The 24,087-nt window shown below is 39.9% G+C and carries 23 protein-coding genes; 15 read left to right on the top strand and 8 right to left on the bottom strand.

Annotated elements, in window-relative coordinates; all coding sequences use genetic code 11:
• Positions 1–13 precede the first annotated feature (13 nt).
• The 7 genes from JWG40_RS02100 (at position 14) to JWG40_RS02070 (ending at position 6,128) form a co-directional block, all read left to right on the top strand.
• Positions 14–1,300, top strand: a complete 1,287-nt coding sequence (locus JWG40_RS02100; protein WP_205284214.1) for a M16 family metallopeptidase — start codon at positions 14–16, stop codon at positions 1,298–1,300.
• An 84-nt stretch (positions 1,301–1,384) separates the two neighbouring features.
• A complete protein-coding gene (gene dut, locus JWG40_RS02095; protein WP_205284213.1) occupies positions 1,385–1,828 on the top strand; it encodes a dUTP diphosphatase in 444 nt (147 codons plus the stop codon).
• Between the two features lie 73 nt (positions 1,829–1,901).
• Positions 1,902–2,699 (top strand): flagellar basal-body rod protein FlgG, encoded by a 798-nt coding sequence (flgG, locus tag JWG40_RS02090; RefSeq protein ID WP_002974360.1) that lies wholly within the window; start codon positions 1,902–1,904, stop codon positions 2,697–2,699.
• On the top strand, positions 2,699–3,640 hold the full coding sequence (flgA, locus tag JWG40_RS02085; protein WP_205284212.1) for a flagellar basal body P-ring formation chaperone FlgA: 942 nt from the start codon (positions 2,699–2,701) through the stop codon (positions 3,638–3,640). The genes flgG and flgA overlap by 1 nt, the downstream gene beginning before the upstream one ends.
• 7 nt (positions 3,641–3,647) lie before the next feature.
• A complete protein-coding gene (locus JWG40_RS02080; protein WP_205284211.1) occupies positions 3,648–4,448 on the top strand; it encodes a flagellar basal body L-ring protein FlgH in 801 nt (266 codons plus the stop codon).
• 4 nt (positions 4,449–4,452) lie between these two features.
• Positions 4,453–5,610, top strand: a complete 1,158-nt coding sequence (locus JWG40_RS02075; RefSeq protein ID WP_205284210.1) for a flagellar basal body P-ring protein FlgI — start codon at positions 4,453–4,455, stop codon at positions 5,608–5,610.
• 35 nt (positions 5,611–5,645) lie between these two features.
• Positions 5,646–6,128 carry a rod-binding protein gene (locus JWG40_RS02070; RefSeq protein ID WP_205284209.1) on the top strand — a complete coding sequence of 161 codons (483 nt, stop codon included), beginning with the start codon at positions 5,646–5,648 and terminating at the stop codon, positions 6,126–6,128.
• A 108-nt stretch (positions 6,129–6,236) separates the two neighbouring features.
• Here the strand turns inward: JWG40_RS02070 and JWG40_RS02065 are convergent, their stop codons facing one another.
• Genes JWG40_RS02065 through JWG40_RS02045 form a run of 5 tightly spaced genes read right to left on the bottom strand, consistent with a single transcriptional unit; the run spans position 6,237 to position 11,656 of the window.
• Complete coding sequence (locus JWG40_RS02065; protein ID WP_205284208.1) at positions 6,237–8,588, bottom strand: YhjD/YihY/BrkB family envelope integrity protein; 2,352 nt, start codon at positions 8,586–8,588, stop codon at positions 6,237–6,239.
• A gap of 10 nt (positions 8,589–8,598) precedes the next feature.
• The gene (locus tag JWG40_RS02060) at positions 8,599–9,480 is read right to left on the bottom strand and encodes a class I SAM-dependent methyltransferase (RefSeq protein ID WP_205284207.1); all 882 of its coding nucleotides are present in this window, start codon (positions 9,478–9,480) and stop codon (positions 8,599–8,601) included.
• Positions 9,480–10,088: a class I SAM-dependent methyltransferase gene (locus JWG40_RS02055; RefSeq protein WP_205284206.1), complete on the bottom strand. Its 609-nt coding sequence runs from the start codon at positions 10,086–10,088 to the stop codon at positions 9,480–9,482. Before JWG40_RS02055 ends, JWG40_RS02060 begins: the two co-directional genes overlap by 1 nt.
• Complete coding sequence (locus JWG40_RS02050; protein ID WP_205284205.1) at positions 10,085–11,287, bottom strand: ATP-grasp domain-containing protein; 1,203 nt, start codon at positions 11,285–11,287, stop codon at positions 10,085–10,087. The genes JWG40_RS02055 and JWG40_RS02050 overlap by 4 nt, the downstream gene beginning before the upstream one ends.
• Complete coding sequence (locus tag JWG40_RS02045) at positions 11,288–11,656, bottom strand: RNA recognition motif domain-containing protein (RefSeq protein ID WP_205284204.1); 369 nt, start codon at positions 11,654–11,656, stop codon at positions 11,288–11,290.
• Between the two features lie 112 nt (positions 11,657–11,768).
• Here JWG40_RS02045 and JWG40_RS02040 point away from each other — a divergent pair, with 112 nt between their 5' ends.
• Complete coding sequence (locus JWG40_RS02040; RefSeq protein ID WP_002987198.1) at positions 11,769–12,629, top strand: flagellar hook-basal body protein; 861 nt, start codon at positions 11,769–11,771, stop codon at positions 12,627–12,629.
• A 351-nt stretch (positions 12,630–12,980) separates the two neighbouring features.
• Here JWG40_RS02040 and JWG40_RS02035 read toward each other — a convergent pair whose 3' ends face one another.
• The gene (locus JWG40_RS02035; RefSeq protein ID WP_205284203.1) at positions 12,981–13,733 is read right to left on the bottom strand and encodes an SDR family NAD(P)-dependent oxidoreductase; all 753 of its coding nucleotides are present in this window, start codon (positions 13,731–13,733) and stop codon (positions 12,981–12,983) included.
• 270 nt (positions 13,734–14,003) lie between these two features.
• Between JWG40_RS02035 and JWG40_RS02030 the strand changes: the two genes are divergently transcribed.
• From JWG40_RS02030 to JWG40_RS02005, 6 genes are all read left to right on the top strand, one after another.
• Positions 14,004–14,678: an SH3 domain-containing protein gene (locus JWG40_RS02030; RefSeq protein ID WP_205284202.1), complete on the top strand. Its 675-nt coding sequence runs from the start codon at positions 14,004–14,006 to the stop codon at positions 14,676–14,678.
• 6 nt (positions 14,679–14,684) lie between these two features.
• A complete protein-coding gene (locus tag JWG40_RS02025; protein ID WP_205284307.1) occupies positions 14,685–15,617 on the top strand; it encodes a formylglycine-generating enzyme family protein in 933 nt (310 codons plus the stop codon).
• 184 nt (positions 15,618–15,801) lie between these two features.
• Positions 15,802–19,149 carry an MHYT domain-containing protein gene (locus tag JWG40_RS02020; RefSeq protein ID WP_205284201.1) on the top strand — a complete coding sequence of 1,116 codons (3,348 nt, stop codon included), beginning with the start codon at positions 15,802–15,804 and terminating at the stop codon, positions 19,147–19,149.
• The gene (locus JWG40_RS02015) at positions 19,139–20,137 is read left to right on the top strand and encodes an HD domain-containing phosphohydrolase (RefSeq protein ID WP_205284200.1); all 999 of its coding nucleotides are present in this window, start codon (positions 19,139–19,141) and stop codon (positions 20,135–20,137) included. The genes JWG40_RS02020 and JWG40_RS02015 overlap by 11 nt, the downstream gene beginning before the upstream one ends.
• A 39-nt stretch (positions 20,138–20,176) precedes the next feature.
• Complete coding sequence (locus JWG40_RS02010; RefSeq protein ID WP_205284199.1) at positions 20,177–21,037, top strand: AraC family transcriptional regulator; 861 nt, start codon at positions 20,177–20,179, stop codon at positions 21,035–21,037.
• Positions 21,038–21,175: 138 nt separating this feature from the next.
• Positions 21,176–21,664: a GyrI-like domain-containing protein gene (locus tag JWG40_RS02005; protein WP_205284198.1), complete on the top strand. Its 489-nt coding sequence runs from the start codon at positions 21,176–21,178 to the stop codon at positions 21,662–21,664.
• Positions 21,665–21,701: 37 nt separating this feature from the next.
• Here the strand turns inward: JWG40_RS02005 and JWG40_RS02000 are convergent, their stop codons facing one another.
• Positions 21,702–22,433 (bottom strand): class II aldolase/adducin family protein, encoded by a 732-nt coding sequence (locus JWG40_RS02000; protein ID WP_205284197.1) that lies wholly within the window; start codon positions 22,431–22,433, stop codon positions 21,702–21,704.
• Between the two features lie 64 nt (positions 22,434–22,497).
• On the bottom strand, positions 22,498–23,148 hold the full coding sequence (locus JWG40_RS01995) for a class II aldolase/adducin family protein (RefSeq protein WP_205284196.1): 651 nt from the start codon (positions 23,146–23,148) through the stop codon (positions 22,498–22,500).
• Between the two features lie 187 nt (positions 23,149–23,335).
• Between JWG40_RS01995 and JWG40_RS01990 the strand changes: the two genes are divergently transcribed.
• Complete coding sequence (locus JWG40_RS01990) at positions 23,336–23,968, top strand: TetR/AcrR family transcriptional regulator (RefSeq protein ID WP_408611479.1); 633 nt, start codon at positions 23,336–23,338, stop codon at positions 23,966–23,968.
• The last annotated feature ends 119 nt before the right edge of the window (positions 23,969–24,087 follow it).

The following is a 24,087-nucleotide window of genomic DNA, read 5'->3' as shown; positions in this document are numbered from 1 at the left end:
GGGGAGTAACCAAATGGCATCCGTTATCGAATGCAAACGAACCGTTTTACCCAATGGGTTAACGGTTCTCTTCCAACCTATGAAACACGCATCCTCTATGGGGGTGGGTGTTTTTTTGAAACAGGGCAGTCTTGCCGAAACCAATTCCGAACACGGATACTTCCACTTTTTAGAGCATATGCTTTTTAAAGACACGGAAACTCGTACCAGTAAAGAAATTGCCGAATCCATTGAACGTGTCGGTGGAATTTTGAATGGATCTACGGGTCGTGAATACACTCAGTACTATGTAGTTGCTATCAAAGACCAAGCGGAGCTTGCTTTTGAAATCCTTTCTGATATGTTATTTCGTCCTCTTTTTCGCAAAGAAGACATCAAAACAGAGAAGGGTGTCATTATGGAAGAGATGCGTTCCTATGAAGATGCACCGGATGATTTTGTGTATGATTATTACTTTCGCAATATATTTGGAAAGTCACCTTATGGGCGTGATATCATTGGAACGAAAAAATCTGTTACTGGGGTGAGTGAAAAATCCATCCGCAGTTTTTTCGAGAAACATTATTTTCCCAAAAATATGGTGATCTCCGTTTCTGGAAACTTTTCTTGGGAAAAAATTTTAGATCTTACCAATAAATATTTTTCTTTTGAAAACCCAAGAGGAAAAGATCACACTGAATTTATCATCCCGGCACCTAAAAAAAGTTATACGAAGCATTTGGAACGCCGTAAAATCGAACAGTTTCATATTATGCTTGGTGTGAATGGAAACAAGAGGGACTACCGAACGGTGACTGTCACCCAACTGATCTCTACCATTCTTGGTGGGGGAATGGCCTCGAGGCTTTTTCAAAACATCCGGGAAAAAGAAGGGCTTTGTTATAGCATTTATAGTTTTCCTTCTTATTACAAAACAACGGGACTATTTTCCATTTCCTCGGCCACTTCCAAAGAGAAGGCGGCACGCTGTGTGGAACTCATCCTAAAAGAATTAGAAAGTATTTCGAAAAATGGTTTTTCCAAATCGGAACTGGCAGATGCAAAATCCAACCAAATGGGTTCTATCGCTATCGGGTATGAACTCCCTGAAAACCGAATGAACAATATTGGCCTCCAAGAAATCTATTATGGAAAATACTTCTCATTGGAAGACCGAATGAAATCAATTAAATCGGTCACCTTAGAGGAAATCAACGAGACCGCAAAACAGTTGTTTGATTTGAAAAAAGTGCATTTGTCTTGTGTGGGAGATATGTCAGAAAGTCAATTCTCCAAAATCCCCGTGCAATTTGGTGGGTAGTAAAAAACAATACGTAGTGAATTGTCTTGACCTGAATCAAATCTCTATTCTCCGAAATATAAACCAAAGAAGAAATTAAAATTAATGAAGCCTCCCATTGTTTCTCTCCAAATTTTAAAACCCGGGGCTGTCGTTCCCGAATACAAAACGTCCGGTTCCGCCGGAATGGACCTTTCTGCCTGCCTAACGGAGAATTTAATCCTCACCGCAGACGAAGTGGTTTTCGTTCCGACGGGCCTAGCCATGGCCATCCCCGACGGGTATGAAGGTCAGATCCGACCAAGAAGTGGATTCTCAACTAAAAATAGAATCCTTATGCCGAATAGCCCCGGGACCATTGATTCTGATTACCGGGGAGAAATCCTTATCCCACTTCTCAATTTGAGTGGTGCGGACTTTGTCCTCGAACCGGGAACTCGGGTAGCCCAGATTGTGTTTCAGGCCGTCGGCCAGCTTACTTTGCAAGTCGTGACAGAGCTTTCGGCCACAGAAAGGGGATCCGGCGGATTTGGAAGCACAGGAAAATAAGACATAACTAGAGAAAAAAGACACTTAGCTTTTTGTAAACTCTACCGATAGAAAGCTGTAGAGGTGCCTTTTTATGATGCGATCCCTTTGGACCGGCGCTACCGGGATGATTGCCCAACAATTTCATATTGATACCGTTGCCAACAACTTGGCCAACGTAAACACAACTGGTTTTAAAAAGAACCGTGTGGACTTTGAAGATTTAGTTTACCAACACCAAGTCCTTGCGGGAACTCCAGCCACCTCTGTTTCCGAAATTCCTACTGGTGTGAATGTGGGTCATGGGGTGAAAGTCGCCGCCACACAGAAGTTATTCGAAATCGGTTCTTTCCAAGCCACTGGAAACAAACTCGACCTTGCCCTGACGGGGGAGATGGCATTCTTTAAAATCCAAATGCCTGACGGAACTTTTTCCTATTCGAGGGATGGATCATTTAAGATTGATTCCAACCAACAAGTGGTCACCTCAAACGGATATTTACTCGAGCCACCTATCATCCTACCTGAAAACGCAATCCTCAATACTCTTATGGTTTCCGAAGAGGGGGAAGTCACAGTGAAAATTGGGAACGACATTCGTCCTACAACCATTGGTCAATTAGAACTCTACCGATTTGTAAACCCTGCAGGTCTCCAAGCTGTGGGTAAAAACTTGTTTCGAGAAACTGTGGCTTCTGGTGCAGAAATTCCAGGAATGCCATCCCAAGAAGGATACGGAAGTGTCTTACAAGGCTTTTTGGAAATGAGTAACGTAAAAATCGTAGAAGAGATGGTGAATATGATTGTGGCACAAAGAGCCTACGAATCCAATTCCAAAACCATCCAAACCTCGGATAACATGCTTTCTACGGCCATTGGTTTGAAACGTTAATGAAAACTTGGTTCCTCCTCTTTTTTAGTTTGGTTTTTTCTTTGTCTCTCTTGGCAAAGGAAAAGGAGAATCGTCTCTACTTAAAACCCAAAACAGTTGTGGGGAATAGTGAGATTCGTTTGTCTGATTTTACCAACTGGAAAGGAAACTGGAACCCTATCCTTTTTCAAAATTTGCAATCCCCACTCGTTTTGGAACCGGAAAATTTAAAGGATTCGCTAAACACACGTTATAAAAAAGAAACGGGAGAAGACCTCTCTATCGAAGTGATGGGGAAAGAAGGAATCCTTCTTCCTAAAACTTCTGTGGTTGGTAGAAAAGAATTAGAAAGATCTTTATGGAAAGAACTAGAAGAAAATGTGGACGGATCTCTCGGTGAAGAAGGCCAATCGGTTCGTTTAAGTTCTGAAAAGGATTCCATCCAAATTATCTCCGGAACCAAACTGGTTTGGCGTAATACGGGTCGCACCCTCCATGCAGGAAAACGCCTTTTTCCTTTGGACTATTATTTTGAAGGAAAGATGGTGCACTCCGAATCCATTCCCTTTCTCATAGAAGAAAAGAAAAAAGCTTACTTCACTACAAGAGAAATCCCTTCCAAAGCAGTATTATCGGATGCCGACGTGGCTCTAAAAGAATTTTTTACCGCAGACCATAATAGAGAGTATATGGACGAAAGTCCTGTGGGAAAAACAGCTCTCGGAGTTCTTACAACAGACACTGCCATTGAAAAAAAACAAGTGAGAACCTTACATACCATCGAAAGAGGACAAGAAGTCCAACTGGTATATACTTCCGGAAATTTATTATTAAAGATCAAAACTAGGGCCCTTGGTTCTGGGAACCGTGGGGATGAAATTCAGGTTCTCAACTTAGCATCGCAAAAAATCATCAAAGCCCGTGTGCAAAATGAAGGGATCTGCCTTCTGGAAGAGTTATAAAGATCTTATGAAATCAAATATACATTTAGATTCAAAATCTAATTTAAATCCAGGTTTAAATGATCAATTTAATGCGAATCATAATCAGATTGTTATCACAAAAAGGGTTTCCTTCGAAAGAACTTCACTGGGAAGAAAATTTGTCATTTCGATTTCTGAACTTGCAGCCATTAGTTTTTTGACTTTCACTTGTCTTTCTTTTTTATCTGCGGATTCCTTGTGGAAGGACAAAGATCCTTATTCGTATCCTAAAACCATCCAACCAGGAACCGTTGTCAAAGTAGTTTTAAAAAATGGACTTCGAGTAGAATATGAATCGGAATACAAAGCTACCTTTGATAATGATATCAAAACCGTTCCCGATAAAAAATTAGTCCCTGACCTTCCGGCCTATAATTCCAATTCCACATATATGCGTTCCAAAGTGGGAAAATCTAAATCCCAAGGCAAAGTAGTGGGTGTGATGGCGGTTCTTGTCACAGGGATTGATCCAGGGACAGGAAATTTGGAGCTTGAGGGAAGTAAGGTATTTAACTTATCGGAAGAAAGAATTAACCTTCGTTTGTCGGGAACGATATCCCCGGAAGACCTAGATAAAAATCGGTTTATCTCAAGCGACTTAATTGCCAACTTGCGAGTGGAATACCAAGGAACTTTAAATCCAAAAGAATTAACCAATCCCAATATCCAAATGAAACGAATCACAAATCCTGATGGAACGGTAACAGAAAAAGCCGAACTTTCTGAACCTGAAAAACAAGAAATTATTTTAAAGAATATCAAACGACTATTAGGGGAAAGTGAGTGATCCAATGGATACTAGGAATATTGGCCAAATGAACTTAAGTATTTTAAATTGGATCCCAAAGACTTTTAACGTTTTCCGGTCTTTTTATTTTGTATCATCGGTTCTAATTACTTCTTTTTCTCTCCCTCTCTTGGCCGTGGAAACTCGCTTAAAAGATTTAGTGCGAATTGATGCCGTTCGTGAAAACCAACTGACTGGGTTTGGTCTTGTGGTAGGCCTGAACGGAACGGGAGATACAAAAAATCCCCTGACAGAAGAGGCCTTACAAAACTATCTTGCAGGCCTTGGTGTAAATACCAAGAAGAATCTAAGGGATGCGAAAAACACAGCTTCGGTTCTGATCACAGCAAATGTTCCTGTGAACCTCAAAGAAGGCGATAAAATTGATATCCTTGTTTCTTCACTGGGTGATGCACGTTCCCTGGAAGGCGGAGTGCTTTTACAGTCTCCGCTAAAAGCGGGAAATGGCGAAACCATCGCAGTTGCCTCCGGCGTACTCGTGTTTGGTGGAAAAGATAAAAAACGAGGTGGAGCCGATAAAAAATCTGGATCCAATACTGCCCTGGTTCCTATGGGTGCGATTCTAGAAAAATCTGTTCCCAATGCCCCTGTAACCAAATCTGTGAAATTGACCTTACTTGAGAAGGACTATACCACCATGGGAGCGATCGTGGATGCGATCACGAATGAACTTTCGATTGTTCCAGAAGTGGTATCTCCTACTGAGGTTCTGGTTCCGCTGCCTCTCAAACCCTCTAGCCAAAATGCAGCCGGAGAGCTTGTGGCCGGAGAACCCAAATTGGATTTGGCCTTCCTTGCAAAATTAGAAAACTTAACCGTCAATTCCTCACCTGTGGCCCGAGTAGTCATCAATGAACGAACGGGAACGATCGTGATGGGAGCCAATATCGCGATTGATGAAGTGGCGATCTCCCAACAAGGTCTTACCATCCAGATTGCCAACCGGGACAAGGCTCGGTATTTTTTTCCCATCCAAGACGAGGGAAAAGGGGAATCGGTTTTTGTTTTAAAAGAAACCACCCAAGTCTCGGATGTGGTGGCAGCCTTAAATAAAGTAGGTGCCTCTACTAAGGACATCATTTCCATTCTGGAAGCCTTAAAAAAACAAGGGGCCCTAAAAGCAGAACTTGTGATACAGTAATTGGGAAAACTGCCGATAGATTTAAAAGACATAATATGGACATTCAGAAAATCCAAGACTATTCGGGAAGACTTAGCCGATCCCAAGATGAATCCATCCTCAACCGGATGAAATCTTATTCTGATGATTTAGAAAAACCGAAAAAACAGGGACTGAATGATTTCCAAAACTTACTGGAAACTCATGAAGAACTGATGGGGAAGGTTAGTTCTTCTTCGATTCGAGTGCCACAAAACATTCGTGAAGAAATCAAAGAAGACCCGTATCGTAAAAAACTCTATGATGCCTCCGTAGAATTTGAATCTGTTTTTGTGAAGATGATGTTAAAAGAAATGAAAAACTCGGTTCATAAAGAAAAAATGATCGATGGTGGGTATGCGGAAGAAATTTTCGAAGATATGCTCTATGATGAGTACGCCAAAAAGATTTCCCAAAACGAATCCATGGGTCTTGCAGAAGAGATTTACAAACAGATGTCTGCCTCTCTCCCACCTGTAAAAAAGAACCCTTATCTATAGATTTTAAACATCATTTGGCTGGGATCAAAAGTAATATCTTTTGTCCCCAGTTTCAAACCAGCTTGAATGATCAAATTGAATCAATCACTTAACGTAAGCTATACTATCTTAAATCAAATCCTTAAAACTAATTTTACTCAGTTCCTCTTTGAGTTTGGTTTCCACCAAAAGCAAACTTTCATTCAATTTAGGAGTGACACTTGTTAGCTCCTTTGGTGCTCCTAGTTTGAAACTAGAAGTTCTTTCATATAATGATATCAAATCAATTTGTTCTTTAAGTTTTACGGGAGCGATTCGTTTGTCCTTTGTGGTTTCCACAAGTTTAGCATCGCTGAGTTTCTCTAAGATATCACTTAAGTCTTTCTCTGGCATAAGAAGGTTTTTTCGCAAAACAGATAGTTTGATCAGTTCCCCATTTTTGGATTGGTGGTCGTAAGTCAGAGCCAATACTTGGATGGTTTTGTAAAACTCATAAGACAAGGTGCTATCAATATCATCAAACGGATGTTTGGGAAGTAGGTAGCGGTCAGGGAATTGTAAGGTAGCTGTCACTTCGGCACCATATAGAATGATGAGTGAAATCGAATAGATGGCAAGGAGAGCAATTGGGATCGCTGCAAGTGCCTTATACACTAACATTGTTTTTTCGGTAAAGGAGGTGAGATAGATATTGATAAATCCCCAAAAGAAAATAATAAGGATGATCCCAGTGACAGCAGCTCCAATCGAAGAGGCTTTGATGGGAACTTTGGTATTCGGAATGATATTAAAAATAAGCAAAAAGAACAACCATAGGGCAAGGAGGGGAAGGAGGATTTGAAAGATGGAATAAAGGGAAAAAAATCGTTTACCTCCCTGGTATTTTTTCCAAATGGTTTGTCCTTTGCTATCTTCTTCGACGCGGATGATTTTATTAAACTCACCCACACCTACAATTCCAAGCATACCTTCATTTGTTGATTCACCCTCTGATTGGGTTTCGATTTCAATTGTATCATCTGCAGGAATTGTGGTTCCATCGGTAAGAACATCTGCCTCTAAAGATTTTTTAGAGATAAGGATCATATCAAGGATCATCCCGGCTTTACCTTTGTAGGCAGTAGACCAGTTTTCTCCTTCATCTTCCGATAAAAGAATGTCACCGAGGGCAGTTAGAATAAAAATATCAAAGTCTTGTTTTTTTGGTGAAGTAAAAACCCAAACTCTTTCATAAGAATACTTTCTGTGGCTTAAGTCAGTCCAAGTATAACCACCGTCAGTTGTTTTGAAGATGGCTCCGCTATCTCCTACTAAAAATCCAACGTTTCGATTGAGAAAGGCAATATCGTTCAGAGGTTTTTGGGAAATCTCTTGTGGGAAAAATGTAGTGCCTCCATCGCTTGTTTTCCAAAGCCGGCCTTCCCGGTCTAAGATAAATCCATCTTTATCAGAAAAGAATCGAACGCGAATGGGAGTGATGGCGGGATCAGTGAATCGTTTGATTTCTTTCAGTGTTTTTCCAATTTCGTAACGCAGTGTGCGAGTGTCCTTGGTTAGGATAAACAAGGTATCAAAATCAATCGCACCAAAGTCGGCGACAGCGATTCCTTTTAGGGAATGGAGTTTCCAAGACTTACCTAAGTCATTCGAATAGAGAAAGGTCCCTTCTTCCGAAATGGTAAAAAGGTCATCGCCAATACTTCGGATACGGAAAAAATTTTCTTTGGAAATGTCTGGTTTTTTACAAGTTCCCGTTTCTACCGTTTCAAAATCGACGCAGAGCATATTTTCAAAATCAATACTGGAACTTGGGATAAAGGATACGGATTTATTGAGTTCTTTTATGGTTCCAATATTTCCCTTTTCCCCCGCAACCCAAAGTTCCCCATGTTTTGTGGAAACAATGGACTTTAGATGGGGAGGTCGAACCAAATCCGAAAATTTATCCGTGATGTTTTTACCGACAACAAAGAGAAGGGGACCAAAGGAGATCAGAAAAAAATAAAATACAAATTTATTAATAAAATTTCTATGTAGGTCAATTTTCCAAATGATATGAAAGGCTTTTTCTAGGGATCGCAAAACAGCGGTTGCCGAAAAAATAAAAACCACAAATCCGACGGCCCCAATTTGTGAAGCAGTGGAGATAATGTCGGTTAGTGTATCTAAATACGGAGTGATATCAAATTGGATGTTGTTTCGGAGTAGGTAGGAATTTATATCATCCACCATTTCGCCTTGCCTAGCTTGGATTCCTGAGGCCACTGTGATTAAAGCAAGAGCCACAGTTAAGGTAGGGATCAGAGTGACAATGGTTGTGTAAGCAAGGCTCGAACCAATGATGAGGCAATCATCTTTCATAAACCTATGAACAGAGACTAATAAAACGCGAAGGCTAATGATGAGTTTTCTTTTCCAACCTTTCTTTTCTGGAATCGCGGTGAGTCGGACAAGTAAAGGAGGTTTGGTTGCATCAATCATTCTGGTCTACCTATTTTTTAAAAGCGTACAAAACGTAACTTGAGGTGATGGGGGTTCCGTTTGATTTCCATTTTGATTTAAAATGGTAATACGAAATGCGAAACCACTGGAGGTAGTCTTTCCAATTTTCGAAAGATCCTCGTGATTTTTGTAGTTTCGCAAACAATGGAAAATCCACTCCGAAGTACGATACGAAACGATTAAAACCAAGGTTCGTCAATATTTTTTTTAGTATGGTATCGGAGTAATAATACACATGTCCAGGCATATAATAGTGATAGCTGGAACCTTCCGTTTTGGCCTGCAGCCCATCAAAATTGGCAGTTTGGAGGAGGAGAAGGCCACCCGGTTTTAGGATTCGCGTCAGTTCTTTGAAGAAGTGACTTGGGTTTTCGATATGTTCAATCACTTCTACCATGGTGATCACATTAAAGTGGTCGTTTGGGAATTTGGCTTCCATCAAACTTCCATTAAAAGTTGGAATTCCATTTTCATTCGCATAACGAGACGCATACTCGGAAATCTCCACACCTTGGACTTGGAAACCTGCCTCTCTTGCTGATTCCAAAAATCCACCGAAGGAAGAACCTATATCTAAAAACTTTCCTAAAGGAACAAACTTCTTGATATTGCGAATCCTGGCCTTCCAAACATACATTGCGAATTTTTTGTTATCTCTTTCATCAATATAAGTATAGTCGGCTTTGCCTTGGTAGTAGTCTTTAGAATATAATTCTTTTTGGTTGGGGCGTGGGTAGAGGGCTTGCAGTTTGCAATGTTTGCATTCTACAATTGACAACCCGGAATATTTTCCTGTGGTCTTATATAAAGGTTGCCAATCACAAACTTGGTCGAGTGGGCATTCTTCCAACAAAGAAACGTCTGGGTTCATTACTTTCCTGCAAGGAAAAACCAGTGGCAAATACGTTCTTCCAATTTACCGAGGGGAGTTCGTTCCGAATACCCAATGGATACATTCGAAAAAATAGATAAAAATTCCTTTAAGGCCTCGATCGAATAAGTTTCCGCATAACCACCGCTAAGGTCTTGTAAGTTCATTTTTCCTTTCGTTAAACCTAAATGGGTGTCACCTTCCGCACGAATGGAACCTAAAAGAAATCCGCCGGTATCCAGGAAATTGTATAAAGACGAGAGTAGTTTTTTTGCCTCTTCTCGTTTGTTGTAATGAAACACACCCCAACTCACAATCAGTCCAAATTCATTGGGTAAAAACGGCAGATTTGTATCTGGTGTATGGAGGAAACGAATCGACGAAGATTCTTTTTGCAATTGGTCAATCGTAGTTTTGGCTGTATCACATCCGGTAACTTGAAAACCTTCATTTTGTAAAAGATAAGAATGCCTACCGGAACCACATCCAAAGTCTAGAGCATTTCGATTGGTGGGTTTGATCCGCGAAAGTAGGCGTACTAGATTTTCATCGGGAAAGGCTAATTTTGATTTTGGCCTTTCGTAGTGTTCATCCCAGACATTTTTCATGATTGAATTCTTGTAAAAATAGAATCTAACCAATCTTTGGTGGAGATGGATAGTTTGGTTGTGATTCCAAACACTTGGGTTCTTTTATGATTCCCTTCCAACTTTTCAAGAGAGGCACCTGTCGGAACCAATTGTTTTTGAAAAAATAAAGATTCGCCCGCATTCGTTTGAAAACCAATGGGTTCCCCCATTTTTTTTTGGCGCTCACCCGGAAGTGTAAACACTAACGCTGATTTAGTGATCCCGTCTTTTGCTTTTTTCAAAAATCCAGGTCTTGTTTTTTCTCCAATGGTAACGGAGAGTAGGTCGTTAAAATACTGATACCCATAATGTTCTGGGATTAGTACATCGGCTAAAAATTCCCCCCCCACTTCCGGAGCGGATTCAATTAGTAAACATTCTTTATTTTTTGTAATTTTGAATTCAGCTACAAAGGGACCTGTTTTTAATTTGGTGGCAGTGACGATTGCTTGGCAGATCATTTTTAATTCCCCCGCCATAGGGATATGTTTAGAAGGTGCTACATGGGCTACTTCTATAAAGTTTGGTTTTCCTGTCGTAATTTTGTCAGTAAGGGAGATCAAATAAAATCTTCTGGCGATCACAAAACCAAGGACTGTTACCTCATCTCCCGTAATAAACGGCTCCAGTAAGAAACTTTCGCTGGTTTTCAAGCGGCTGAATTTTTTGAACTCGACCTCCGTTTCCAAAACCAAAATCCCTTTTTTTCCAGAACCTTCTTTGGGTTTGGCGATGAGTGGAAAATTGAGTTCTATTTTTTTCTCTTTGGTCTTAGTCTGTAAGTGGGACTGGAGAGAACTCGGGATAGGAATTCCATATTTTTGAACCGAGTTTTTAAATCTTTCTTTGTCGAGAAAGAGATTCACCGTATCGCGAGGATTTCCTCGAAGTTTTAATTTTTCCGCTAAATACGAGACTGTGTATACCGCTTTGCCATAGGAGCGAGACCCAATCCCCATGAGTTTGAAGGGAAGGGGGACTTTACTCATGGAATGGAGAATTTTCCGGTATTCGTGAGTAGATTCTAATATACGAATGTCTGATTCCACAAGCCCAGGAGCCAGGGGATTTGTGTCCACCGAGATGACTTTCAGTCCTCTGGCTTTAGCTGCCCGGATCAGGGGGATTTGGTTCTCTCCGGCTCCAATGGAGAGGTAACTGCCGGTCAAGGGTTTCATTTATGAACCGCGAGAACCGCCTCTCCTTTGGACCCCTGTATTTCCACCACCACTCGTTTGGTTACGACCAAAGGTAGGTTTGGAAACGGCAGGGCTTCCTTTTTTCTTTGCGGCATCATTTTGTTGTTTGGTGAGTTCTTCTTGGTTTACAAGAACGATTTTTTTCCCATCCACTTCTTTTCCGTTTAGGGCAGCAATGGCTTTGGTAGCATCTGCATCCGCCATTTCCGCCGTTCCGTATCCCAAAGATACCTTCGTGATTTTGTCACGTTTGATTTGGAGGTGTTCGACTTTCCCGTGAGCGGAAAGAAGTTTCTCAAGGGCTTCGTCAGTAAGCGACTGGGGGAGGTTTCCGATGGATAACTTCATGTCCTTCTTTTTTAGTAATTTACACGAAAACTTCAACTCTTTTTTGACTATGTCGCATTTTCTCTCAGGGAATCTCGGGATCTGACCGAAAGAAACTATAGGTAGGAAAGGTATGTTACGAGGACTGTATACAGGCGCTAACGGGATGATTTCCCAACAAGTGAGAATGGATGTGATCGCCAACAATTTGGCCAATGTGGATAAAACTGCATTCAAAAAAGACACCACAGTTTTCAAAACCTTTCCGGAAATGTTACTCCATCGTTATTCCGAAGATGGAATTGGAAAAACACCAATGGGGTCCTTTGATACTTCTCCTGTTGTCGGCAAACTAGGGTTTGGTGCCGAAGTGAATGAAGTCTACACTCGCTTTGACCAAGGTTCTGTAAAAAAAACGGATAACATCTTTGATTTAATGATTCAAGACCAGCCCGGTATGGAAAAACCGGCTTTCTTTTCTGTACTTACCAATAGAGGCGAGCGCCTCACTCGCAGTGGCAGTTTTGTTTTAGATAAGAATGGATTTGTTGTGACTCCGCAAGGATTTCCCTTACTCGGCGAAAAAGGTCCGATCCAAGTGAACCAAGGAAATTTCCTTGTGAAAGAAAACGGCGAAATTTATATCAATGCCAAACTCGGAACGGCTCCCAAAGACGGAACCAACTTTAGCGAAAATCGATTTGAAGATCCTGTCCTTCTAGATACCCTCAAAATCCGAACTGTAGAAAATCCTCGCCACCTAGACAAAGAAGGGGACTCGTTTTATTCAGACACTCCCGAATCGGGAGAACCCACAAAGTTTCCCACTCTCCTTGCCCCACAAGTCATGCAAGGATACTTAGAAGCATCGAATGTTTCTGTTGTGACTGAGATGGTGGATATGATTGAAGTGAACCGCGCCTACGAAGCGAACTCCAAAACCATGCAAACCCAAGATAGTTTACTCGGTCGTTTGTTCGAAGTTATGCGCTGATTTTGATTTAAATTCATAGCTACCAAAGAATGAACTGTAAAAGGAAAGTCAATCAATTCATCATTTCCTTGAAAATTGGTGGATTGATGGTGTTAGTCGCTATTTTCTTTGGGGGAGAATCCCCGAAAGAAATTTTGATTCGATTCTAATCCTAGAGTTTACAATCTAAATGTTTTCTCAGCTTTCGGGGACCGGGCTCGTTCGGGGTGCGCTAATCGCTCCCGTCTGCCTACGGCCGACCAAGCCCTTCCCATCCCTTTCTCGGGGGAATTGTTATTAGTAAAAAATTTAGAAGGAAGAAATTCTTAAATTTACCTTTCCCTTGCCATCTTCTTATCTAATTTCCATCACCTAACTTCTTGTCCCCCCGTCCACACGATACACCGAACCTGTGATAAAACTGGATTCATCCGAAGCTAAAAAAGCGATTAGGTTTGCTACTTCCGCCGGTTTGCCAAGTCTTCCCATGGGAATATTTTTTTCCATCGCATCCTTTCCTCGTTCGCCGGCCACATCAAGGATGGCTGTTTCCGTCCAACCAGGGCAAACGGCATTGATCCGAACACCGAACCTGGCAACCTCGAGTGCACCGGTGGTTGTGAGCTCCACCACTCCTGCTTTCGCAACACAGTAGGGCCCAAGGGAAGGAGAGGCACCAAGTCCTGCAATGGAAGCTACATTGATGATCGAACCACCTTTTCTATCGCTAAGCATGAGTTTGGTGGCATATTTTTGGCACCAGAAGACACTGGTTAGGTCCATAAGAATCAATCGGTTCCAAACTTCCGTGGTTACTTTATGCATAAAGCTGGGTTTGTTAGCGATACCGGCATTGTTTACCATAATGTCCAAACGTTTGCCTTTTGTTTTTAATCCATCTGTAAGAGAGATAATTTCTTCTTCTATAGTCACATCACATTTGATAAATTCGGAAGAACCTCCGAAGTTTTTGATTTCTGTGACCACCCGATTGCCTTCTGTTTCGTTAATATCAGATACAATGACATGAGCCCCTTTTTTTGCTAATAGTAGACAAGTTTCTTTGCCAATCCCTAGGGCACCACCGGTAACGATTGCATTTTTATCTTTTAAAATCAAATCCATTGTCAGAACTTAAAAGAACCAATCGAATTTGCAAGTGAAATCTAAATCAATGTTAGATGGTTTATGATAAAGTAGACCAATTGGTTTATTTTATGATGTTTTCCATTTTAGAATAGTTTTCTGAAACTTGGTTTTTCAAATCAATTCATTGATTTTTTGCATTGACTAAGTCTGTATGTCCATTTAGATTTTTGAAATTTATTTTATCAATTCACTAGTTTGAATAGTAAAAATAGTTATCAAAAATGAAACCGAAGCTTGGTGATCTTTATGAAATTTTCCTTCACTGTTATATTACTTATTTCAAGTCTATTGATCTTCTCCTTTTTTCCTGATTCTAAGGTTCATGCCAAAGAAATCGTTAAAAAACAAGAGAGAATTTATGTGACAGTTCCCGTTTTGAAAGTCAGAAAAGAACCAAATTTAACCGCAGATACCATTGGTAAGTTGGAAAAGGGAGATAGTTTTGTAGTTTTGGAAGAAGGGGGAGACCAAACCACTGTAGAAGGAATCACTGCGAACTGGGCTAGGGTTTCACTGAAAGGGATCAAGGGTTGGGTGTTTTTAGGTTTCACAAGTTCCCATCCACCGGAATTGTTATCAGAAAAAGAAATCGCAAAAATCGCCTCTAAGTACAAACGAGATGTAGATAAGTGTGAAAGAGAAGAAGAAAAAGCAATGGCTGCAGATCCCGAATACCAGAATTGTTCTTCTTGCGGTTGCAATTTACAAACATCAGAATCTGCTAATATTGATCGAGGCTGTAAACCTTACAAATTAAAAGAAATCGCAGACCTTGCTAGAAAAAATGGAAATTCGAATGTAGTACCTGATGATGAAATATTTGTGGCCTACAATGACAAATACTGCCTTGATGCAAGAAGTCAGTATTCTGGGGACTGCTCAGGTCTGAAATTAAATTTATATCAGGCATTTAAAGATTGATGGTAGATTGATTTACAGGTCTTTCACATCATTAATTTCAATTTTATTTTAATTCTATTCCTGTTTGATTTTCTACTCTTATGTAAAGGATCATCTGAGAATCCACTTGTTTTAATCAAAGGAGGAACATTTGTTCGTGGACGAAATATTACAGATCGGCCGGACGAATCTCCGAAACATAGAGTTCAAGTGGGAGATTTTTATTACCAAGAAACGTTAGTGACTCAAAGGCAGTTTTCAGAATTTATACTCGCTTCCCACTATAAAACTTCTGCAGAAAAAAAAGGATATTGTTTGATTTCTTACGAAGGCATGAAGGATTGGGAATGGGAAAAAAAGAAGGAAGCCAACTACCAATTTCCTTTCGGACTAGATTCCAAAATTTCCATATTAGAAGATCATCCTGTCGTTTGTGTTTCGTATATGGATGCCAAGTCTTATTGTGAGTTTTATCAAATGAGACTTCCTACGGAAGCGGAGTGGGAATATGCGGCTCGGGCTAGTGGCAAAGGTAGATATCCATGGGGAGAGAGCGAAAATTTAAAAGGTAAATTTTTTTCCAATTTTTGGCAAGGGGATTCCCACTTAGATGCAAAATCCCAAGATGGACACAAATATTTATCGCAAGTAAAATCATTTCCTCCAAACAAGTGGGGAATCTACGATCCTGTCGGCAATGTCTGGCAGTTCACTAACGATTATTACGATTCGCAAACCTATTTGCAAGCTTACCAATGGGAAAAGGAAACTGGATCTGCTATCACTAATCCCAAAGGACCTTCTAATGGCCGTAAAATTGTTTCTCGTGGAGGCTCTTGGTGGTGTTCCGAAAGAACCTGTAAAGGTCACGGTTTGTATTACCGTGGCAAAATAAATCCGTCATCACCATTTAACAACAACGGATTTCGTTGTGTCAAAGATCTCGTTGGATCCTATTAAACTCTGTTTGTGTTTATAGCATTTATCATTACGTTTTATTAATATTCGCATCCGATGAACCTGGATTTAAGGAATAGTACGTATTAAAGGCGATCATTTTTGAATTCTTCTAAATACTTCCTTTCCCTTTACTTCCAAAGTCAAAGATTGGAGTATAAATTTAGTTTTTTATAAAGAACATTCGATGGAATTACTGCATCATTTTTTTATCCTCCAAACAACTGAGATCTCTTACCTAGAAGGAACATATAACTATTGGTTGGTTTCTCTTTCTATTTTTATCTCCATCTTTGCTTCCTGGATTTCCTTATATATGTTGAACCGGTTCTCCAAAGTGGAGAGTAAGTATTCGCGGTTAGCTATTTTGTTTACATCCAGTTTGTCTATGGGTGGTGCTGTTTGGTCTATGCACTTTATTGGAATGATGTCTTTTGAATTATGTACAAAAGTCACTTACAATAAATTAATCACCATACTTTCTATTCTTCCTAGTTTCTTTGCTTCTTTTTTCGCATTACAAACATTAAGTAAAAAAAAGATCACAAGGCAAGAATTGATTTCCGTCGGTGTCCTTGTTGGTGCAGGAATTGGTTTTATGCATTATATGGGAATGGCGGCAATGGAAATGCGGCCTAGGTTGATGTATGATCCGTATCTGTTTGCCGTCTCACTTATAGTGGCAATTTCTTTGGCGATCACCTCCATATTCATTCAGTTTCGATTAAAAAATTCCAATTTAAAAATTCGAACTTCTTATTTAACACTAATTAGTGGGATAGTGATGGGGAGTGCCATTTCTGGAATGCATTATACGGGTATGGCTGCGGCTCGTTTTGTCAATTTCGGAAATCAAATTCCGGAAACTTCCAATCCCGACCAATTGTTTTTAGCCTCCTTAGTTGGAATCGGAAGTTTTTTTGTGATTGGGTCTGCTGTTGCAACCATTGCATTTATTAGTTATAAAGACCTTTTCCAAAATCTTCAAAAAAGTGAATCCAGGCTTCGTGCGATCATTGAGACGGCACCAGATGCAATCGTCATGATTGATACAAAAGGATTTGTTCAGGAGTTTAACATCACAGCAGAACAAATGTTTGGCTGGAAAGCACAAGAAATCATTGGTCAAAATATAAAGATCTTAATGCAAAATCCTTACCAGAGGGAACATGACCAATATCTATCCAATTATTTAAAAACAGGCCATGCAAAAATCATTGGGATTGGTAGGGAAACAGAAGCGATCAAAAAAGATGGCACCGTTTTTCCAATTCGTTTGGCCATTGGGCATACCAAACTTCCACAAGATGATATTTTTGTTGGTTTTATCAGTGATATATCGGAAAGAATCAAAATTGAAAATGCTCTTAAGTCCAATGAAGAACAAATGCAATCCTTCATTCAAAATATCCCAGGGGTTGTTTATAGGTGTCTTGTCGATGAATTCTGGACTACTGTTTTTATGAGTGATTCGATCCTTAGTCTCTCTGGATATCCGGCTGTGGATTTTTTGGAACCTAACCGCAAACATACATATTCGGAGATCATACATCCAGATGATCGGGTTCACGTTTCCAATATCATTCAAAATGCCATTGATACTTCTGATACATTTGTTTTGAACTATCGTATCATTCAAAAATCTGGGAACATCCGTTGGGTTTTGGAATACGGTGGACTTGTTTTAGATGAAGAGAAAAACGTAAAATTTCTAGATGGAGTGATTTTAGACAACACAGATCGACGGATGATTGAAGAGGCACTTATAGAATCCAAAGAAAAGGCAGAGATGGCAGCCATTACAAAAACAACGTTTTTGGCAAATATGAGCCATGAAATTAGAACGCCGATGAATGCAATCATTGGGTTTACAGAAGTATTGTTAACCGGCGAGTTATTCGGAAATCAAAAAAGCCATCTAGAAACCATAAAAAATTCCGCCAAATCTTTGTTACGTTTACTAAATGATGTGTTGAACTCGGCAAAACTCGACCGCGGCGCAGTCGAACTGGAAATCATCGATTTTTCACTCATTTCCCTGGTTGATCAGGTTTGTTCTACTTTGGGAATGGAAGCAAAAAGAAAGGGATTAGAATTTCACTATACCCTTTCCGAAAACCTAGAAGATTATTATAAAGGGGATAGCCTTCGCATCCGCCAAATTTTGACGAACTTACTTGGAAACGCCATTAAGTTTACGAAAGAAGGTTTCATTCAATTGAATATCACCGTAAAAGAAGCGGAAGTTCAGTTTCATATTCAGGATACTGGGATAGGAATTGCCCCTGACAGAATTGAAAAAATCTTCGAACCTTTTACACAAGCCGATGTTTCTATGAGTCGCAAATTTGGGGGGACTGGTCTTGGTACGACCATCTCCAAACAGTTAGTGGAACTCATGAAAGGAAAGATTTGGGCCAAAAGTGAGTTAGGAGTTGGTTCCCATTTTTATGTATCTCTGCCTTTGGAGAAGGGAGCTCCTATTTTAGAAATCAATGAAAAAATACAATTTGATTTACCAAGTTTGAAGATTCTCATTGTTGATGATGTAAAACAAAACGTGGAACTCATCCAACTCTTAATGACATCTAATGGTCATAAGGTGGAAATTGCCAAAAATGGAAAAGAAGCATTGGAGATCTTTAAATCTCAGTCTTTTGATTTAGTTTTAATGGACATCCAAATGCCCGAAATGGATGGTTTGGAAGCAACACGCCAAATACGAATTTACGAAAAAGAGAATTTCCGTAAAACACCAATCATAGCCCTTTCGGCTAGTGTATTTGAAGAAGATAAACAATCCGCGAAGGATGCTGGGATGGATGGGTTTGTTTCTAAACCAATTGACATCCAAGATTTGTTTTTTGAAATTAAAAAACTTTTGGGCAGTGCTTCGAGCCAAACCTTAGAAAAAAATCCCTTTTTGGAAAGTGAAGAAATTTTCCAATCGAAGAGAGGGATTTCTCTTTTTGGATCATTAGAAAAATATGTTTCTATGTTGGAAGGATTCTTCAAGGATTTCAAAACTGAAATCGAGGAAAGTCAATCCCACCTCGGAAAATTGGCGGAAGAACAAGCTTTTTTACATAAGATAAAAGGTGTATCGTCTAACCTCGGCATCTCTCCGATTGCAGAAGTAACTCTTCGTTTAGAAACTAAATTACAAAAATCAAAACTAGAAAAAACGGATTTTGAAAGTTTGATAGACGCTTTTACTCTTTCTCACCTTCATTTTTTAGAGGAGTTTAGAAGTGAAATTGCAAAAGCCAAAAAAACAGAAATACAAACGAAACCAGTTTTAGGGGCAAACAAAGAAGTTGTTCTAACTTCCATTACGGCCTTGAATGAGTCCTTTGCGAAAGGGGCTCTCGACCAAAAGGAATGGAAAAAATTATATGAAGTTTTGGAGGGAAGCGAGTTTCATCAGATTCTTTCTGAAATTGAATCCTCAATCCTTCAATTTGAATTTGAAAAAACAATGAAACAGTTAAATCAACTTAAAACTCAAATTTCAGGAGAATCTAGTGGAAATTAACGCAAAACCTACCATTTTGGTGATTGATGATGAACCGACCAACTTACAGATATTAAATGAAATTTTGCAAAATGATTATACACTTCTTTTCGCGAAAGATGGCCAGAAAGGAATTGAACTAGCCAAATCACAAGAACCGGAACTAATATTACTCGATGTAATGATGCCAGAAATGACCGGTCATGAAGTTTGCACAGTTCTCAAATCCGATGAAAAAACAAAATACATTCCAGTGATCTTTGTAACCGCCCTAACAGATGTAATCGATGAAGAAAAAGGGTTTCATCTTGGGGCTGTTGACTATATTACCAAACCCGTAAGCCCTCCGATTGTAAAGGCTAGAATTAAAAACCATTTATCTTTAGTGAATGTAAATGAAGTGAAGGCCACCAGATTACAGATTGTGCAACGTCTAGGTATGGCTTCCGAGTATAAAGACAACGAAACTGGCATGCATGTGATTCGTATGAGTCATTATTCGCAAACTCTCGCCTTGGCTATCGGACATTCATCGGAAGCGGCGGAAGAAATTTTGAATGCAGCACCTATGCATGATGTAGGAAAAATTGGAATTCCCGACCATATCATCCAAAAACCAGGAAAACTGACTTCTGAGGAATGGGAGGTAATGAAACGGCATCCTCAGATTGGTGCTGAAATCATTGGAGATCACAAATCCAGTTTATTAAGATTGGCAAAGTCTATTGCCATCACTCATCACGAAAAATACGATGGAACCGGTTATCCATTCCAATTGAAAGGAGAGGATATCCCTTTGGAAGGTAGAATCATTGCCATTGCCGATGTATTCGATGCATTAACTACGGTAAGGCCATACAAAAAAGCTTGGGAAGTGGATGCGGCAATTGATTTTTTAAAAAAGGAATCGGGAACACATTTTGATCCTAAATTGGTAGAAAAATTCATTTTTGTTTTACCAAAGATTCTTGAAATCAAAAATCAGTGGCCAGAAGAAATAGAATCTTAAGTTTAGACAAAGTTCTTCTTACAAACAAAAATTAATTCCATGGACTACTACGATCATATCAAACTGGCAGTCAATTTTATTGAAAAACATTTGAGAGAAGAGATTTCAGTGGAAGATGTCTCTAAAAATGCATTTCAATCCCGTTGGCATTTCCAAAGGATATTTCGTTATGTTACGGGTTACTCTGTTTATACTTATTTGAAGAAACGAAGGCTTACCGAAGCGGGTAATGATCTAATCCTTGGAAAAGAAAAAATCATCGATATTGCTCTAAAATACCATTACACAACTCCCGAGTCTTTCCTTCGTGCCTTTCGTTCCGAATTTGGACTGAACCCGTCAGATTACAGAAAACAACCGGAACATAGAAATTTTCCCAAATTGGAAATTGAATCTTTACGTGATGGAATTCGAATTGATGGATCTGGAATTAAAACACAAGTTGTGACCAAAAATGAATTTGTTCTGATGGGAAAATTACATCGGACCACAATGCAAAGATGCCAAAATGAGATCGATATTCCCAAGTTTTGGGGAGAATTTATATCGAGCGGTTCTAACAATTCCATTCCGAATCGGATCGGAGATTCTCTTTTGGGAATTTATACAAACTGGGATTATGCGGAAAATTTTGATGTGATCATTGGATCACAGGTGGTTTCGGATAGCTTCGTTCCGGATGGATTTGTCACTCATCGAATGAAACCCGCCAAATATATGGTCTTTACCATTCCAGGAAATCAAAACCAAGATATCCTAAATGGTTGGAAGTATATTTATGGAACTTGGATGCCAAACACTGGTTATGAACGAGAGTTTAGCGATGATTTTGATTTATTTGATGACCGGTTCCAATCAGATACCAACCCGGAATCAGAAATCTATATTCCGATCAAATAGTTTTGGTTTCTTATCCTAGTGATCTTTTTTTTGAAATTTCAGAATGTAGTTTTTTTCTTATACTTGGTTGGCAGAATTTCCCCTTAAAAAAGCACAAATTGTCAAGAAGAGAAATTCCAAATATTGTATGTTCTTTCTATGGAAAACACAACTCAGAACAAAATTCATTTAAAACCCATGACCCTTGTGGGGATCAAAGCCCGAACCTCCAATCGAGAGGAGATGTCGGGAAATGGGAAAATTCCAGGCCTATGGCAAAGATTTTGGGAAGAAGGAATTCTTTCGCAGATTCAAAGTAGAACCAACCTTTCCGAGTTTATGGTAACTTATACGGATTTTGAATCGGATGAAAATGGGGAATACACTATCCTGATTGGAGCTTGTGTCGATGTCGTGGGTGTCCTTCCACCTCACCTAACTTCTGTCACAATTCCTGGATCCGATTACATCCAAGTTCCCACTCCTTGGGGTCCTATTGCAGAGATTGGAATTGCAACTTGGAAGACCATTTGGTCTGAAGAAAAATTTAAAAAAAATCGTTCCTACAAAGCCGATTTAGAAGTTTATGGTGCGAATGCTAAGGATCCGAACCATTCACAGTTTGATATTTATCTCGGGATTCTGTAGAGACTTATAGTTGGTAGAGTGGCCGAATCGAAGTCACCTAATACGCCTTAAATCCAGTCGGTGTTTCACCTCGAGAATAGGCGGCACTGGCTTTTCTTTCGTCTTTTATGAGTCGACTTTTGGCAATCAAACGAACCCACCAAGGAATCCTTCTGATCGGACTTCCTGTGGAGTGTGCTAATAGATAGGCTTTAGAACATTTTTCGATCAACTCACAATTGTAAATGGCTTTGTCGCGAGTCACACTTGTGATCACCACTCCTTGGTCCTGAAGAAAGGCATTGGCTCCCGAAAGGACAATGGGCCCCTCTTCAACGGATCCATCGATTCGTTTCGGAATCTTTTCCACCGGTGCTCCGAGTTGGCGGCACTGCTCATCAAAAACCAAGGGTAGTGGGTGATCGAGAGTATTCAGTAAGGAACTCCAAACTGGTTGGAAACAAACGATAGCGCCTACATCCGATCGTAAGGAATAAAAACTGGCATGGAAACGGATCACAGCCAATCTTTCCTCCGATTTCGAATTCAATTTCAGAAAGGCAGTAGGATTTTCTATGGAAAATTCTTCAGTCTCAAGTTTTGATTGTTTGCCCTCAGTTCGGTGCATTAATAGAAAACTACCTTTTCCTGGAAGACGAAAGGAAAGGTCCGCTTTGTATTTTTGTAAAAGGCCTTTGGAATCAAGGCGGTGCCATAAATGATTTAACTCGGTTCTATCGGATGAGGTTTCGACTTTTGGACTTCTTTTTTTAAGGGTGCTAGCTTTCATTATGATTCTCGTTTTCCTTTTTCGGATAGGTTTTTGTAACCGGTGGATTCTTATCTATTTGGATCTAATGTGATAAAGCCGAGAGCAGTTGTTCTTTCACTGCGTTTGGCATATAAACTAAATTGGTATTTTTTTCGATTCTGTTTCGTAAAAAACGTGCCGCTTCTTTTTCCACTAACTTTACATTGGCGATTGCTTGTTCGAGTGTGAAAGCACCACAAACAAGTCCATGGTTTCTGAGTAGGTAACCATTTGTTTCTTTGATGATTCTGTTGCGAAATGCCCTGACAAGAAAGGGAGTTCCCGAAGGAGCATAAGATACAATTCGTATAAAAGGTCCGATGTTTTTTTTGCCTTCACTAGATGCGATATCGATATCCAAGCCAAGTAAGGAGACAGCACTGGCGAGTGGTTGGTGGGTGTGTAAACTGACTTCAATCTCTGGTCTCAATTTAAAAAACGAAGCATGAAGGCCACTTTCGGTAGTCGGTTGTTTGATACCTTCTACCATTTTTAAATCTTTGATTTGTAAGATACAAAGGTCTTCTGGTTTCATTGTATAATAATCAGTGGCAGAAGGAGTGACTGCCATTAGTTCGGAATCAATACGAACCGCTAAATTTCCGCCGACTCCCGCTAAAAATCCCAGGTCAGCTAACTTGATACAGGCGGCAAGCATGGACTTCTTTACTGTATCTATTTTTGCATCTTTCATGACTTTCTCCCTTTTCCCCAGGATTTGATTTTAACAAAAACCCGACATTTGTCGATTATAAATTAGAAATGATTGGGCATTTGTCGACTATATTTTCTATTTACGGCTAGTTTTTGCTTGAAATTCTCTAGAAACTCGGCTTTTGTCGAGTTTGATGCTAAGTTCTAAGCCGAAGCAAAGACCGGGGATGGATACCAAAACCTCTGCTGCAAAAATGGATGAGGATAGGGGGAAAGATCATAATCGACGGATTCTCCTTGTCCAATCCCTTCGCGAACTTCTACGAGAGGAAGATCCTTCCTTAATTACCTTTGCTAAAGTTTGCGAACGGGCTAAAATTCCCAGAGCCTCTGCGTATCATTTTTTTCCAAATATGGGCGCCCTGTATCTTGGCCTTCGTTTGGTTCATTCTGAATTAGTTTCTAAAAGATTGGCCAAGGTAGATACTTCAGAATTTCAAACCTGGCAAGACTATGTATATTTTCTCGCGAGAGAAGCAGCTTCTGTTGTCAGGGAGGACCTAGCTCTTATACGAGTGGTGTATGGAGTTCGCAATGAAGAGACCAAAGATGTGGGAAAGGCACTGGATTCTACCATAGCGAAATTGGCTTTGTCCCAAGTCGAAGACCGATTTTTACTTCCAGACTTACCAGATATGGCTCGTAAGGTGGGGATTGCTGTTTCACTCATTGATTCAGTTTTTCGCTACTCGTTTCGGGAACAAGGTGAGATCACAGAAGAGATGGTAAGTGAAGCCGGAAGAGCCGCCGTGGCTTACCTGCGATCTTATCTGCCTGAATTTTTAAAATACAGAAAATAGATTTCTGACCTTCGCAGAAAAGAAAAGACCCCAGTAAAAAATAATCGACATTTGTCGGTTTTTTGTCAAATTACCCCTTACGCCAGAAGTGATGCCTTCGCTGCCTTTTGATTTCTAAA

Source organism: Leptospira abararensis, from assembly GCF_016918735.1.
Classification (GTDB): Bacteria; Spirochaetota; Leptospiria; order Leptospirales; family Leptospiraceae; genus Leptospira_A; species Leptospira_A abararensis.
This window is presented reverse-complemented; position numbering and strand designations above follow the sequence as displayed.

What these genes read in the sequence shown, in the direction of transcription:
- JWG40_RS02100 (WP_205284214.1), top strand. Translation starts at nt 14, where the DNA reads ATGGCATCCGTTATCGAATGCAAACGAACCGTTTTACCCAATGGGTTA.
- dut (WP_205284213.1), top strand. Translation starts at nt 1,385, where the DNA reads ATGAAGCCTCCCATTGTTTCTCTCCAAATTTTAAAACCCGGGGCTGTC.
- flgG (WP_002974360.1), top strand. Translation starts at nt 1,902, where the DNA reads ATGATGCGATCCCTTTGGACCGGCGCTACCGGGATGATTGCCCAACAA.
- flgA (WP_205284212.1), top strand. Translation starts at nt 2,699, where the DNA reads ATGAAAACTTGGTTCCTCCTCTTTTTTAGTTTGGTTTTTTCTTTGTCT.
- JWG40_RS02080 (WP_205284211.1), top strand. Translation starts at nt 3,648, where the DNA reads ATGAAATCAAATATACATTTAGATTCAAAATCTAATTTAAATCCAGGT.
- JWG40_RS02075 (WP_205284210.1), top strand. Translation starts at nt 4,453, where the DNA reads ATGGATACTAGGAATATTGGCCAAATGAACTTAAGTATTTTAAATTGG.
- JWG40_RS02070 (WP_205284209.1), top strand. Translation starts at nt 5,646, where the DNA reads ATGGACATTCAGAAAATCCAAGACTATTCGGGAAGACTTAGCCGATCC.
- JWG40_RS02065 (WP_205284208.1), bottom strand. Translation starts at nt 8,588, where the DNA reads ATGATTGATGCAACCAAACCTCCTTTACTTGTCCGACTCACCGCGATT.
- JWG40_RS02060 (WP_205284207.1), bottom strand. Translation starts at nt 9,480, where the DNA reads ATGAACCCAGACGTTTCTTTGTTGGAAGAATGCCCACTCGACCAAGTT.
- JWG40_RS02055 (WP_205284206.1), bottom strand. Translation starts at nt 10,088, where the DNA reads ATGAAAAATGTCTGGGATGAACACTACGAAAGGCCAAAATCAAAATTA.
- JWG40_RS02050 (WP_205284205.1), bottom strand. Translation starts at nt 11,287, where the DNA reads ATGAAACCCTTGACCGGCAGTTACCTCTCCATTGGAGCCGGAGAGAAC.
- JWG40_RS02045 (WP_205284204.1), bottom strand. Translation starts at nt 11,656, where the DNA reads ATGAAGTTATCCATCGGAAACCTCCCCCAGTCGCTTACTGACGAAGCC.
- JWG40_RS02040 (WP_002987198.1), top strand. Translation starts at nt 11,769, where the DNA reads ATGTTACGAGGACTGTATACAGGCGCTAACGGGATGATTTCCCAACAA.
- JWG40_RS02035 (WP_205284203.1), bottom strand. Translation starts at nt 13,733, where the DNA reads ATGGATTTGATTTTAAAAGATAAAAATGCAATCGTTACCGGTGGTGCC.
- JWG40_RS02030 (WP_205284202.1), top strand. Translation starts at nt 14,004, where the DNA reads ATGAAATTTTCCTTCACTGTTATATTACTTATTTCAAGTCTATTGATC.
- JWG40_RS02020 (WP_205284201.1), top strand. Translation starts at nt 15,802, where the DNA reads ATGGAATTACTGCATCATTTTTTTATCCTCCAAACAACTGAGATCTCT.
- JWG40_RS02010 (WP_205284199.1), top strand. Translation starts at nt 20,177, where the DNA reads ATGGACTACTACGATCATATCAAACTGGCAGTCAATTTTATTGAAAAA.
- JWG40_RS02005 (WP_205284198.1), top strand. Translation starts at nt 21,176, where the DNA reads ATGGAAAACACAACTCAGAACAAAATTCATTTAAAACCCATGACCCTT.
- JWG40_RS02000 (WP_205284197.1), bottom strand. Translation starts at nt 22,433, where the DNA reads ATGAAAGCTAGCACCCTTAAAAAAAGAAGTCCAAAAGTCGAAACCTCA.
- JWG40_RS01995 (WP_205284196.1), bottom strand. Translation starts at nt 23,148, where the DNA reads ATGAAAGATGCAAAAATAGATACAGTAAAGAAGTCCATGCTTGCCGCC.
- JWG40_RS01990 (WP_408611479.1), top strand. Translation starts at nt 23,336, where the DNA reads ATGGATACCAAAACCTCTGCTGCAAAAATGGATGAGGATAGGGGGAAA.